We start from the raw sequence: 12,679 nt of genomic DNA, 5'->3' as shown, positions 1-12,679 counted from the left end.
CAAAAGCCGCGCAATGCGCGGCTTTCAAGGTGGTGGGCCCACACGGACTCGAACCGTGGACCAAAGGATTATGAGTCCTCTGCTCTAACCGACTGAGCTATAGGCCCTCAGTAGGCCGCGGATTATAGCGACGGTTTCTCGGCTGTGCTATCCGAAAAATCCGAAACGGGAAGGCGCAGAAAGGTCGCGGCGAATTCGTCGGCGCTCAGCGGCAGGCTGATGATGTAGCCCTGGATCTGTTCGCAGCCTTCATTCCCGAGGAATACCTGCTGCTCATGGGTTTCCACGCCTTCGGCGATCACGGTGAATTGCATGCTGCGGCCCAGGGCGATGATGGCCCGCACGATCGCCACATCGTGGGGATCATCGGGCAGGCCACGGACGAAGGATTGATCGATTTTCAGGAAATCCAGCGGCAGGCGCTTGAGGTAGCTCAGGGACGAGTAGCCGGTACCGAAATCGTCGATGGCCAGCTGAACGCCCAGGCGCTTGAGCTGGTGCAGGACCGCCAGGGCTTCCTCGGCCTGGCTCATGATGAAGTTCTCGGTGATTTCCAGCTGCAGGAAGCCGGGTTTGAGGTGGTTGTCTTTCAGCAGTTGTTCAATCCGCCCCAGCAGGTTCGGCTGGCGCAACTGGGCGCCGGCGAGGTTGACCGAGAGCGGGCCGAAACTCTCGTAGCACTGGTTCCACTCACGCAACTGCTGGCAGGCGTGTTCCAGTACCCAGTCGCCGATCTGCAGGATCATGCCGTTCTCTTCGGCCAGGGGGATGAAGTGCTCGGGCGGGACATCGCCAAAGGTCGGGTGATGCCAGCGAATCAGCGCTTCGGCGCCCACCAGCTCTTGGTCGACCAGCCTGATCTTGGGCTGGTAGTAGAGGTACAGCTCGTTGCGTTCGATGGCTCGTCGCAGTTCATGTTCCAGGGCCACGCGCTCGCTGGCCTGGGCGGTCAGGTCGCGGGTATAGCTTTCGACCCGGTTGCGGCCCTTGGCCTTGGAGCGGTACATGGCGGCGTCGGCATTCTTGACCAGCGTGGCCACGTCGCAACCGTCCTTGGGGTAGAGGCTGGTGCCGATGCTGGCACTGATGAAGAACTCATGCTCGCCCGCCTGGAACGGTGCGGTGAAGCAGTTCAGCAGCTTGTTGGCGATATGGTCGGCATCGCTGGGCTGCTGCAGCCCGGGCAGCAGGATGATGAACTCGTCCCCGCCCAGGCGGGCGACGGTGTCGATATCCCGCAGCTGCTCTTTCAGGCGCACGGCGATGCCCTTGAGCAGCAGGTCGCCGACCGGGTGGCCGAGGCTGTCATTGATGTGCTTGAAGCGGTCCAGGTCGAGAAACAGCACGGCGCCCTGGCCGCCGTTCTCCTGCTGGCTGTTAAGCGCGGTCAGCAGGCGGCTTTCGAACAGGGTACGGTTCGGCAGGCCGGTCAGCGGATCATGGTGCGCCTGGTAATCGAGTTTGGCCTGGGCGTGCTTGAGGCTGGAGATATCGGCGAATACCGCGACGAAGTGGGTGATGAAGCGGTCTTTGTTGCGCACGGCGCTGATGGTCAGCCAACTGGGGTACAGCTCGCCATTTTTGCGCCGATTGCAGATTTCCCCCTGCCAATGGCCTTCGGCGGTCAGTTGGTGCCACATGGCGGCGTAGAAGGCGCTGTCATGCAGGCCGGAAGCCAGCAGGCGTGGGGTGTGGCCCAGGGCTTCGGTTTCGCTGTAGCCGGTGATTTCGGTGAACGCCCGGTTGACCGCACTGATGTGTTGTTGGGTATCGGTGATCAGTACGCCTTCAGCGGTGCTCTCGAACACGGTGGCGGCCTGTTGCAGCTTCTCCTGCATCAGGTGGCGCTCGGTAATGTCGCGGGCGATGGTCAGCATGCAATCCTCGTCGCCGATCGGCAGCGGCCGGCTGGAGAGCTCACAGAGGCGGATCTGACCGTCATTGCGGCGAATATGGCAGCTGAAATCCCGCACGAAGCCATCCCGTTGCATCAGGTCGAGCATCTGCCGGCGTTCGTTGAGGTTGACCCAGATGCCCAGGTCCAGCGTGGAACGATCGACGGACATGGCGCTGTTGAAGCCGGTGATGCGGCTGAAACCTTCGTTGACCTCTATCAGCAAGCCATCGCGCTGGCGGCTTAGCAGCAGGCCGTCGGGCGAGGCGTGAAAAGCCTTGGCGAACTTCTCTTCGGAGGTTTGCAACTGCTGCTGGGTTTCCTTCAACTGACTGATGTCGCGAACCACCACGACCAGGGCGGGCGTGGTGTCGAGGTCGAAGGGTTCGGCGGAGATCAGCCCGGTGAACAGCTGGCCGTTGCTGCGCCGAAAGGGCATTTCCAGGTTGCGGATGCTGCCGGCCTGCAAGCGTTGCAGCAGCCCCGGGCCGACGCCCTGGATGCCCCAGATATTCAGTTCGGTGGCCGTCTGGCCCACGACTTGCCCGGCACTCAGGCCAATCTGTTCTTCGAACGCCTCGTTGACCTCCAGCAGGCAGCCATCCGACAGGCGGGCAATGACCAGGATGTCCGGGCACTGCTGGAAGACCGAGGCGAATTTCTGTTCCGAGAGCTGCAGGGCCTCTTCGGTGCGTTTTGTTTCGCTGATGTCGATCATCAGGCCGCGCATGATCGGTTCATGCCCATGCTCGATCAGGCTGACGATGTCGCGAACCCACAGGCAGCGGCCATCGGCGGTGATCACCCGGTAATCCAGGCTGTGATCGCGCCCGGCCAGGACTTCGTGGTCGCAGAAGTGCTGGGCGCGCGTCAGGTCGGCGGGGTGGATGATGTTTCTCCAGAACCCGGGAATCAGCCAATGGGAAAGGGGATAGCCCAGCAGTTGCTCGGCATGGGGCGACACGTAGCTGTAGGTGAAGTCGCTGATGCGCGCTTCCCAGGCGATCGCCGAAAGGCTTTCGACCAGGCCGCGGTAGTGGTATTCGCTGCTGCGCAGTTCCTGCTCCAGGGCCACGCGCCGTGCGATCTCGGAGCTCAGCCGGCGATTGATGCGGATCACTGCCGCCAGCACGGCAAACAGCAGGAGCAGCCCTGGCAGGCCATAGAACAGCAGGTCCGACCAGAACGAACGATGGTCGAGCACATTGCCAACCCAGCGCTGCTGGATTTCGTTGACCTCCGCCGGGCTTATGTCGGCCAGCACCTTGTCGAGAATGCTTACCAGTATCTTGCTGTCACGGGGGACGCCCATGGCCAGCTGATAGCGGTAGGGCGTTTCGCCGCTGACATAGAGCCCGTCCAGCTTCTGCTGCCGCAGGCTCCATACGCTGGAAGCCAGATCGCCGACCACGGCATCGACCTGATTGAGGGCCAGCGCCTGCAAGGCCGAACTCACATTGGGCAGGGCGACCAGGTTCAGGTCGGGATGGTGGGTGCGCAGCAGTTCGTGGGGGGCGTAATTCTCCACGACGGCGATCTTCAGGCCATACAGGTCCGTGAGCTTGCGAGGTTGCGCGCCGCCTTTATGGGCCAGGATCACGATGGGGAAGTCGAGGTACGGGCGGGTGAAGGCCAGGTAATTTTGCCGTTCCGGGGTCGACATGATGCCTGGCAGCAGGTCCAGCTTGCTCTTTTTCGCAGCTTCGAGCACTTCGCTCCAACTGGCGGGTTCTATCGGCTTGAGCGTGATCGCCAGGCGATCCTGGATCAGATGGATATAGTCCGCCGCAAGGCCCTGGTAGCGCCCCTCCTCATCGCGATATTCGAAGGGCGGCCATGAGGCATCGACGCCCAGGCGCAACTCCGGGTGAGCGGAAAGCCAGCCACGTTCTTCATCGGTGAGCGTCAGCGCGCCGGCCGTTGCGGTCCAGGCGAGCAGCGACAGCACCAGCACGGTCGGCAGTCTGGGCATAACGGTCTCGTTATGGCACGGGGGAATGTTTCGAGTGTAGACGGGCAATCCGCAGGGAGTGAGGCGCGGGGACGTTTTAAACGGCACAAAACAAAACCCCCAGCAGGGCTGGGGGTCTTGGTATTACTCGTCGAGGAAGGAGCGCAGATGCTCGCTTCTCGTCGGGTGGCGCAGCTTGCGCAGCGCCTTGGCTTCGATCTGGCGAATCCGCTCACGGGTAACGTCGAACTGCTTACCGACTTCCTCAAGGGTGTGGTCGGTATTCATGTCGATGCCGAAGCGCATGCGCAGTACCTTGGCTTCACGGGCAGTGAGGCCGGAGAGGACTTCGCGAGTCGCTTCCTTGAGGCTCTCAACGGTGGCGACATCGATTGGCGACTGCATGGTCGAGTCTTCGATGAAGTCACCCAGATGGGAGTCTTCGTCATCACCGATCGGGGTTTCCATGGAGATCGGCTCTTTAGCGATCTTCAACACCTTGCGGATCTTGTCCTCAGGCATTTCCATGCGTTCGCCCAGCTCTTCCGGAGTCGGTTCGCGACCCATTTCCTGCAACATCTGCCGGGAAATACGGTTGAGCTTGTTGATCGTCTCGATCATGTGCACCGGAATACGGATGGTGCGGGCCTGGTCGGCGATCGAGCGAGTGATCGCCTGACGGATCCACCAGGTGGCATAAGTCGAGAACTTGTAGCCGCGACGGTATTCGAACTTGTCTACCGCTTTCATCAAGCCGATGTTGCCTTCCTGGATCAGGTCGAGGAACTGCAGGCCACGGTTGGTGTACTTCTTGGCGATGGAGATCACCAGACGCAAGTTGGCTTCGACCATCTCTTTCTTCGCGCGACGGGCCTTGGCCTCGCCGATCGACATGCGACGGTTGATGTCCTTGATCTCGGCGATCGTCAGGCCGGTCTCGGTCTCGAGCGCGGTCAGCTTCTGCTGACAACGGATGATATCCGGCTGCAGGCGGCCGATGGCTTCGGCGTACTTGGCCTTGCCTTTGGCCAGCGCGTCGGACCAGCTTTCGTCCACTTCATTGCCCGGGAACTGGCGCAGGAAGTCGGCGCGTGGCATGCGGGCATCACGAACACAGAGCTGCATGATCGCGCGCTCTTGCTGACGCAGGCGATCCAGGGCGCTACGAACACGTTCAACCAGGCCTTCGAATTGCTTCGGAACCAGTTTGATCGGCATGAACAGTTCAGCCAGGGCCAGCATTTCGGCCAGGGCTTGCTTGTGTTCGCGACCGTGCTTTTTCAGCGCCTTGCGGGTGATTTCCATCTGGTCGGCAACGGCGCCAAAGCGCTGGGCTGCGATGACCGGGTCCGGACCGCTTTCGGCTTCTTCTTCGTCGTCACTGGCTTCGGCGTCATCGTCGTCGGTGTCGTCGTCCGCTTTCGCGGCCTTGGCATCGACAGGCGGTGGTACTTCGGCGGCAGGCGGCGCAATGCCGTCATCCGGGTCGATGTAACCGCTCAGGACGTCGGACAGGCGGCCACCTTCGGTGGTGACGCGAGTGTATTCGGAGAGGATGTGCTCAACCGTGCCAGGGAAGTGCGCGATCGCGCCCATCACTTCACGGATGCCCTCTTCGATACGCTTGGCGATTTCGATTTCGCCTTCACGTGTGAGCAGCTCTACCGTACCCATTTCGCGCATGTACATACGCACTGGGTCGGTAGTGCGACCAATGTCGGTTTCCACGGCCGCCAACGCTGCGGCGGCTTCTTCAGCTGCTGCTTCGTCGGTATCGGCTTCGGCCAACAAAAGGGCATCCGCATCCGGAGCACTCTCGAATACGTTGATCCCCATGTCGTTGATCATGCGGATGATGTCTTCCACCTGTTCCGGATCTGAAATATCCTCCGGCAGGTGGTCGTTGACCTCCGCGTAAGTCAGGTAACCCTGCTCACGACCACGGCTGATCAACTCTTTGAGGCGAGACTGCTGTTGCGCTTTTCCGGACATAACACCCTATCCACTGAAGGTCTTGGCGGGCAAAAAACAAGCCGAGGATTATACCCGAGCTATGACCTCACGCGCCAGTTGAGGTCGGGTTTGATGCGGGAACATTGCGTTTTAAAAGCTCGAGTAGCTGAATTTTTTCTTCGCCACTCAATTCGCTTTGACGCGATTTCCTGAGAAGTTGTTCCAAAACACGCTCACGTTGACGAGCGGACAAGCTTTTAATGGTGTCGAAAAACTGTTGTTCAAGGTTGTCGCCCTCAATCAACCACTCCTTTTCCGCCAGCGCCTTGATCAGACGACCCTGTTCGGTACCGTGCCAACGCGCCATCAGTTGATGAATAGAGCGTAGCTTAGGATTTTTCTGCACGGCTTCGATCAGGGCGACCAGCAACTGGGTATTGGTGTTGTCGTCGGCGGCGAAGTGCCCGGCGTCTTCAACTTTCTCGGCCAGTTGCGGGTGATGCAGCAATGTTCGAAGGGCTGACAGTGTTGGTGGTTCGACGGCGGCCGGGACGCGCGGGGCACGTGGCTGATCACGATCGCCATTACGCTTGCCCTTTTTGTCCCAGGGCTTGTTCTCCCACTTCTTGCCGCCGGCACCGCTTTTCTTCGGCGTCCATTCTTGCTGCGGCACATAGGCTTCTTGTGGCTCGTGGTAGTCGGCGTAGTCCGGTATGCCGTCGTAGTCGATGCCGGCGTCGTACACCGGAGGCGCTTCTTGTGGGGCGCTGTGCACCAACTGGTTGACGGTCTCGTTGTTGAGTCCGGTAATTTCGCTGAGGCGCTGGCGCATCAGGGTCCGCAGGTTGGCCCCGGGAACCTTGTCGATCAACGGTGCAGCGAGAGTGGCCAGATGGGCCTTGCCCTCGAGCGAGCGTGGATCCGCTTCGTCGGTCAGCTGCTGGAAAAAGTAATCGGCCAGCGGTTGAGCATGTTGATTGATGCGGGCGCGAAAGGCGTCGGTGCCCTCGGAGCGGACCAGGGTGTCCGGGTCTTCCCCTTCGGGAAGAAATAGAAAGCGCGCCCGGCGGCCGTCCTGCAAGCTGGACAGGGTCGCCTCCAGCGCGCGCCAGGCGGCCTTGCGCCCGGCCTGGTCGCCGTCGAAGCAGAACAGGACGCTGGGCACGATGCGGAACAGGCGCTTGAGGTGTTCTTCGCTGGTGGCCGTGCCCAGGGTCGCAACGGCGTTACGCAAGCCTTGTTGGGCAAGGGCAATCACGTCCATGTAGCCTTCGACGACGATGATTTCGTCGAGGTTGCGGTTGTTCTTGCGGGCTTCGAACAGGCCGTAAAGCTCCTGGCCTTTGTGAAACACCGGGGTTTCCGGCGAGTTCAGGTATTTTGGCTTGTCGTCGCCCAGTACTCGGCCGCCAAAGGCGATGATCCGGCCGCGGCTGTCGCGGATCGGAAACATCACCCGGTCGCGGAAGCGATCGTAGCGTTTGCCGGTTTCGGCATTTTCGATCAGCAGGCCAGCATCGATCATGGCTTTCTGCTGCAGGGTATCGCTGCTCAGGTGCTTGAACAGATTGTCCCAGCCGGGCGGAGCGAAGCCGAGGCCGAAATCGCGGGCGATCTCGCCGGTCAGGCCGCGGCCCTTGAGGTAATCGACCGCTGCCTTGCGGGCCGGATGGCTTTTCAGGGCCTGGCGATAGTAATCGGCGGCGGCGGTCAGCAGCGGGTAGAGCGGCGAGTCGGTCGGCTGTCGGGGCTTGTGCGAGCGACCGCTTTCTTCGCGCGGGATTTCCATGCCGGCGGCTTTGGCCAGTTCCTCGACTGCCTGGGGGAAGTCCAGGTTGTCGTGGTCCATGATGAAGCCGAGGGCGTTCCCGCCTGCGCCACAGCCGAAGCAGTAGTAGAACTGCTTGTCGGGGCTGACGCTGAAGGAGGGGGTTTTTTCCTTGTGGAACGGGCAGCAGGCGGTGTAGTTCTTGCCGGCCTTTTTCATCTGCAGGCGCGAGCTGACAACATCGACGATGTCGGTGCGGTTCAGAAGGTCGTCAATAAAGCTCTGGGGAATCAGCCCGGCCATGGCGTTCTCGTCATCACTGCGCGAAAGGAATGGACCAATGCGAAGGCTTCGAAAGTGGGCTGTTCGAGACGCAACGGCTGCGCGTTCGACCATCTGTCGTTGGCTTGATCGCTATCGGGAAGTGTATCTGCCGAAAGTCCACTGACGTTAGTTTCAATCAGTCTTCGACTATTTGAAGATGTTGCTCTGAGTCCGACAGGTCTCGGATGGCTCATAAGCGGGCGCTGGAGAAGGGCGCCTTGGGCTGAGTCTGTTGAGGAACCAGAATAAAAGTGTGCTCGTCAGTAGCCTTGGAAGGCTCGTCAGAAGAGACGTGCACCGCTGGCAGGAAGCCAGGTCTGACGTGGTGAAGCGGATTGTCTCGGTCGCATGCGCGGCGTTGACGGTGAAGCATCAAGCGTTGTCCGCAAATGCCATTAGCCCGGCTGAGGGCCGGGCTTGGCAGAAGCTTGCAGCGAACGTCTGTGTATTAGTACAGACGTACGGCGCGGCGCTGTTCGCGCTGAACTTTCTTGGCGTGACGCTTAACAGCAGCAGCTGCTTTGCGCTTACGCTCGGAAGTCGGCTTCTCGTAAAATTCGCGGCTACGAACTTCAGCCAGAACACCGGCTTTTTCGCAGGAGCGCTTGAAACGACGCAGAGCTACGTCGAAGGGTTCGTTCTCTTTAACTTTGACGGCTGGCATCCAGAGCTACCTTCATTCATTACCGGGGTCAACGTTCTCGTCGCAAAAAATCGCGGCTGAGGTCGTCGGTTTTTAAGGGTTGCGGATGTTAACCCCTCATCGCTCGGAATGCAAAGCCTCTGATCGAAAACCGCTGGTCGGCTGAGGGAGTGGCGACTATTATGCGCGCCTTCGAATTTAGCCTCTACAAGGCGCAAACCCATGCTAGTACTGGGATTAGAAACTTCCTGCGACGAAACCGGCGTCGCGCTTTATGACAGCGAGCGCGGCCTGCTGGCCGACGCGCTGTTCAGTCAGATCGACCTGCATCGGGCCTATGGTGGCGTGGTGCCGGAGCTGGCCTCTCGCGATCACGTCAAGCGCATGCTGCCCCTGATCCGTCAGGTCCTGGCCGAGGCGGACTGTGTGCCGACCGAAATCGACGCCATTGCCTATACCGCGGGCCCAGGCCTGGTCGGAGCCCTTCTGGTGGGCGCTTCCTGCGCCCAGGCGCTGGCCTTCGCCTGGGGCATCCCGGCGCTGGGTGTGCACCATATGGAAGGCCACTTGCTGGCCCCGATGCTGGAAGAACAACCACCGGAGTTTCCGTTCGTCGCTTTGTTGGTTTCCGGCGGCCATACGCAGTTGGTGCGGGTCGATGGCATCGGCCAATACGAGCTGATGGGCGAAACCCTGGATGATGCTGCCGGTGAAGCCTTCGACAAGACGGCGAAGATGATCGGCCTGAATTATCCGGGCGGTCCGGAAATCGCGCGCCTGGCCGCGCAAGGCGTGGTTGGGCGCTTTGTCTTCCCGCGGCCGATGACCGATCGTCCGGGGCTGGATTTCAGTTTCAGTGGCTTGAAAACCTTCGCCCTGAACACCTGGCAGCAATGCGTCAGCGCTGGGGACGACGGCGAGCAAACCCGTTGCGACATCTCGCTCGCCTTCCAGCAGGCGGTGGTGGAAACTCTGACCATCAAATGCAAGCGAGCCTTGAAGCAGGCGGGACTCAAACGTCTTGTCATTGCTGGTGGCGTGAGTGCCAACAAGGCTCTGCGCGCATCGCTGGAAAAAATGCTCGGCGAGATGAAAGGGAATGTATTTTACGCCCGTCCTGAGTTCTGCACCGACAACGGCGCGATGATCGCGTTTGCCGGTTGCCAGCGTTTGCAGGCCGGTCAGCAGGAGAGCCTGGCGATCAGTGTGCAGGCGCGCTGGCCGATGGAGCAGCTGTCGCCGTTGTGAGGTGGCAATGGCCCGACCTGAGCCCGGCTTATCTTCAGGATTCAGAAATGCCGTTCGCGCCCGGCAAACAGGTCGCGTAGATTGCCGCGGTGGCGCCAGACGATGAGCAGTGTGAGTACGCTCATCGGCAGCAGCGCCGCCGGCGCCTGCCAAGCCAGCAATGGCAAGGTCAGGGGCGTGGCGATCAACGCCGCCAGCGAGCTGGTGCGGGTCAGGTAGAAGGTCAGGAGCCAGGCGGCAATGGCCAGGAGCGCCGCTGGCGGGTAAAGCCCCAGCAGCATCCCGGCGGCGGTGGCGACACCCTTGCCGCCGCGAAAGCGAAAATACACCGGGAACAGATGGCCCAGTACGGCGTAGAGCCCGATCCAGGCCTGTTGTTGGAGCGAAAGGCCTGCGAGACTGGCGACCAGCACGGGCAACAGCCCTTTGAGCAGATCGCCGAGCAAGGTCAGTACCGCCAGTTTCTTGCCGGCCAGGCGCAGCATGTTGGTGGCGCCGGCATTGCCCGAACCACTCATTCGCGGATCGGGTGTACCGGTCAGGCGGCTGAGCAAGATGGCGAAGGACAGCGAGCCGAGCAGGTAGGCGAAGATCGCCAGTAACCAAAACATGCTAACTATTCCGGGCGAGGACGCCCTGATTCTAACGGCGCATTGCGCCCTTGTCGTGCTGCGGAGAAGAGTGCTTGGACAGAGTGTTTATCGAGGGCCTGGAAGTCGACACGGTGATCGGTGCCTACGACTGGGAGCGAGGCATCCGGCAGTGCCTGCGCCTTGACCTGAGCTTCGCCTGGGACAACCGCCCGGCCGCGGCCGGTGACGACCTGACCCTGGCGCTCGACTATGCCAGCGTGTCTTCGCGGATCCAGGCGTTTGCCGAGCAGGCGCAATTCCAGCTGGTGGAAACCTTTGCCGAGCGTCTGGCTGAAGTCCTGATGAGCGAGTTCCATATTCCCTGGTTGCACCTCAAGCTGACCAAGCCCGGTGCTGTCGCGGCCGCCAAAGGTGTTGGTGTGGAGATCGAGCGCGGATGTCGCTAACTCAGGTATTTCTTGGGCTCGGCAGCAATATCGAGCGCGAAACCCATCTGTTGGCCGGGCTCGATGCCCTGGCGGGCTTCCTGCTGGATATGCGCTGCTCGGCGGTATTCGAAAGCCAGCCGGTCGGAATCAAGAGCGGACCTTTTTTCAATCTGGTGGTTTCGGCCTTTACCGATCTGCCGCTGATGGAGCTGGACCGCCGGTTGAAGTTCATCGAAGCGGACAACGGTCGTTATGCCCCGGACCGCAAAGGCCTGCCGCTGGACATCGATGTGCTGCTGTATGGCGATCTGGTGGGTAATTTCGACGGTTTGATCCTACCGCGCGCAGAGATCCTGAAGAACGCCTTTGTGCTTTGGCCTCTGTCGCTGATGGCTCCGGAACGGGTTCATCCGCTGGCGGGGCAAGACTTCGCCACCCTCTGGCGCGAGGCTCGAATCGACCAGGTACTGGCGCCCGTGGCATTTGAGTGGCGGGGCAGGCAACTGACGCCGCCGGAGCTGGGATAGCTCTGGCGGGTATCGTTCTTGCCGACCTGTGGTCGGATCGCGAGCAAGCTCGCTCCTACAGGGATAGTGAGCTTGTTCGTGATGTTTCTTAGCGCGAGTGCTGTTCCTTGTAGGCCTTCAGCGCCTTCAGTCGCTCCCGTTTCAGCGCCTCTCCCAGCTCCGGCCCCTTGAATCCCTGTTCCAGCAGCGGCTGTACCGCGACCGTTCGCGCCGCGGTGGCCGCACCGCGCAGATAGTCCGCCTGGGGATAGGCGCGCTCCTCCAGTCCAAGACGGCCGCGGGCATCCATTTCACAGGCGGCGATAAACTCCTCGAAGCGCTGCGGCCGGCGATACACGTCAAAGCTTTGCAGCAGCTCCGCCAATGTCGAAGGTTTCAGTTCAAGGGCGCGATGGCCGTGGGTGTGGTACTGGCCCACCAGCAGCGCCAGTTCCTGGCAGTCGCGTGGCGCCTTGAAGCGCTCATTGACCTGCTTGATCAGCTTCAGGCCCTTGTGCTCGTGCGCAATGTGTTGTGGCCATTCACTTTGTGGTGTCAGGCCCTTGCCCAGGTCGTGCAACAGGCACGCCCAACGCACGCTCAATGGCTGTTTGTGCAGTGCCGCCTGCTCGAGAACGCTCAATGTATGCACACCGCTGTCGATCTCCGGATGGTGCGCAGCGGGTTGCGGAACACCAAACAGCGCCTCCACTTCAGGCAGCAGGACTTTGAGCGCTCCACAGTCGCGCAGCACCTGGATGAACACTTGGGGGTGATCTTCCATCAGTGCGCGGGAGATTTCTTTCCAGCTGCGCTCCGGCGTCAGGGCTTCCAGTTCGCCTGATTCGCTGAGCTGGCGCATCAATTCGAGGGTGTCAGGCGCCACCTGGAAACCGAGCCCAGCGTAGCGGGCAGCAAAGCGGGCAACGCGCAAGACGCGTAGGGGATCTTCGGCGAATGCCGGGGAAACATGGCGCAGCAGGCGGTTTTCCAGGTCCTGCTGGCCGTGATACGGATCCGTCAGCACGCCGTGGTCGTCTTCCGCCATGGCATTGATCGTCAGGTCGCGGCGGATCAGGTCTTCTTCGAGGGTGACCTCAGGGCTGGCGTGAAAGGTGAAGCCGCCATAACCACGACCGCTTTTGCGTTCTGTGCGGGCCAGGGCATATTCCTCGCCGCTCTTGGGGTGAAGAAAGACCGGGAAGTCCGAACCCACCGGGCGAAAGCCCTTGGCGAGCATTTCTTCGGCCGTGGCACCGACTACCACCCAGTCGATGTCGGTTACCGGTTTGCCCAGCAGGCGATCGCGTACCGCACCGCCGACCTTGTAAATCTGCATAAAAAACCTCCGTTAGCCCGACAGAATAACCC

The 12,679-nt window shown here is 61.0% G+C and carries 9 protein-coding genes and 1 tRNA gene; 3 read left to right on the top strand and 7 right to left on the bottom strand.

Features of this window, described 5'->3' with window-relative positions; all coding sequences use genetic code 11:
• Positions 1–30: 30 nt before the first annotated feature.
• From ACTJKT_RS19170 to rpsU, 5 genes are all read right to left on the bottom strand, one after another.
• A tRNA-Ile gene (locus ACTJKT_RS19170) sits at positions 31–107 on the bottom strand.
• A gap of 15 nt (positions 108–122) precedes the next feature.
• On the bottom strand, positions 123–3,866 hold the full coding sequence (locus tag ACTJKT_RS19165; RefSeq protein ID WP_440788172.1) for a bifunctional diguanylate cyclase/phosphodiesterase: 3,744 nt from the start codon (positions 3,864–3,866) through the stop codon (positions 123–125).
• A 123-nt stretch (positions 3,867–3,989) separates the two neighbouring features.
• Complete coding sequence (gene rpoD / locus ACTJKT_RS19160; protein WP_007926106.1) at positions 3,990–5,837, bottom strand: RNA polymerase sigma factor RpoD; 1,848 nt, start codon at positions 5,835–5,837, stop codon at positions 3,990–3,992.
• A gap of 67 nt (positions 5,838–5,904) precedes the next feature.
• Positions 5,905–7,869: a DNA primase gene (gene dnaG / locus ACTJKT_RS19155; protein WP_307948966.1), complete on the bottom strand. Its 1,965-nt coding sequence runs from the start codon at positions 7,867–7,869 to the stop codon at positions 5,905–5,907.
• Between the two features lie 469 nt (positions 7,870–8,338).
• Positions 8,339–8,554, bottom strand: a complete 216-nt coding sequence (gene rpsU / locus ACTJKT_RS19150) for a 30S ribosomal protein S21 (RefSeq protein WP_002551877.1) — start codon at positions 8,552–8,554, stop codon at positions 8,339–8,341.
• A gap of 201 nt (positions 8,555–8,755) precedes the next feature.
• Here rpsU and tsaD point away from each other — a divergent pair, with 201 nt between their 5' ends.
• Positions 8,756–9,781 carry a tRNA (adenosine(37)-N6)-threonylcarbamoyltransferase complex transferase subunit TsaD gene (tsaD, locus tag ACTJKT_RS19145; protein WP_124312280.1) on the top strand — a complete coding sequence of 342 codons (1,026 nt, stop codon included), beginning with the start codon at positions 8,756–8,758 and terminating at the stop codon, positions 9,779–9,781.
• 41 nt (positions 9,782–9,822) lie between these two features.
• Here the strand turns inward: tsaD and plsY are convergent, their stop codons facing one another.
• Positions 9,823–10,392, bottom strand: coding sequence for a glycerol-3-phosphate 1-O-acyltransferase PlsY (plsY, locus tag ACTJKT_RS19140; protein ID WP_440788171.1), 570 nt, complete (start codon positions 10,390–10,392; stop codon positions 9,823–9,825).
• A gap of 74 nt (positions 10,393–10,466) precedes the next feature.
• Here plsY and folB point away from each other — a divergent pair, with 74 nt between their 5' ends.
• Positions 10,467–10,820 carry a dihydroneopterin aldolase gene (gene folB / locus ACTJKT_RS19135; protein ID WP_007926118.1) on the top strand — a complete coding sequence of 118 codons (354 nt, stop codon included), beginning with the start codon at positions 10,467–10,469 and terminating at the stop codon, positions 10,818–10,820.
• The gene (gene folK / locus ACTJKT_RS19130) at positions 10,811–11,329 is read left to right on the top strand and encodes a 2-amino-4-hydroxy-6-hydroxymethyldihydropteridine diphosphokinase (protein WP_097306709.1); all 519 of its coding nucleotides are present in this window, start codon (positions 10,811–10,813) and stop codon (positions 11,327–11,329) included. Before folB ends, folK begins: the two co-directional genes overlap by 10 nt.
• Before the next feature lie 88 nt (positions 11,330–11,417).
• Here the strand turns inward: folK and ACTJKT_RS19125 are convergent, their stop codons facing one another.
• Complete coding sequence (locus tag ACTJKT_RS19125; protein ID WP_440788170.1) at positions 11,418–12,647, bottom strand: multifunctional CCA addition/repair protein; 1,230 nt, start codon at positions 12,645–12,647, stop codon at positions 11,418–11,420.
• Positions 12,648–12,679 lie beyond the last annotated feature (32 nt).

The sequence above is a fragment of the Pseudomonas sp. 22526 genome (assembly GCF_052044735.1).
GTDB classification, from domain to species: domain Bacteria; phylum Pseudomonadota; class Gammaproteobacteria; order Pseudomonadales; family Pseudomonadaceae; genus Aquipseudomonas; species Aquipseudomonas piscium.
Note: the sequence above shows the minus strand (reverse complement) of the source record. Positions and strands in the feature narration are given on the sequence as shown.

Bases quoted from the DNA above. Each gene is read 5' to 3' on its own strand.
- ACTJKT_RS19165 (WP_440788172.1), bottom strand. From the start codon at position 3,866: ATGCCCAGACTGCCGACCGTGCTGGTGCTGTCGCTGCTCGCCTGGACC.
- rpoD (WP_007926106.1), bottom strand. From the start codon at position 5,837: ATGTCCGGAAAAGCGCAACAGCAGTCTCGCCTCAAAGAGTTGATCAGC.
- dnaG (WP_307948966.1), bottom strand. From the start codon at position 7,869: ATGGCCGGGCTGATTCCCCAGAGCTTTATTGACGACCTTCTGAACCGC.
- rpsU (WP_002551877.1), bottom strand. From the start codon at position 8,554: ATGCCAGCCGTCAAAGTTAAAGAGAACGAACCCTTCGACGTAGCTCTG.
- tsaD (WP_124312280.1), top strand. From the start codon at position 8,756: ATGCTAGTACTGGGATTAGAAACTTCCTGCGACGAAACCGGCGTCGCG.
- plsY (WP_440788171.1), bottom strand. From the start codon at position 10,392: ATGTTTTGGTTACTGGCGATCTTCGCCTACCTGCTCGGCTCGCTGTCC.
- folK (WP_097306709.1), top strand. From the start codon at position 10,811: ATGTCGCTAACTCAGGTATTTCTTGGGCTCGGCAGCAATATCGAGCGC.
- ACTJKT_RS19125 (WP_440788170.1), bottom strand. From the start codon at position 12,647: ATGCAGATTTACAAGGTCGGCGGTGCGGTACGCGATCGCCTGCTGGGC.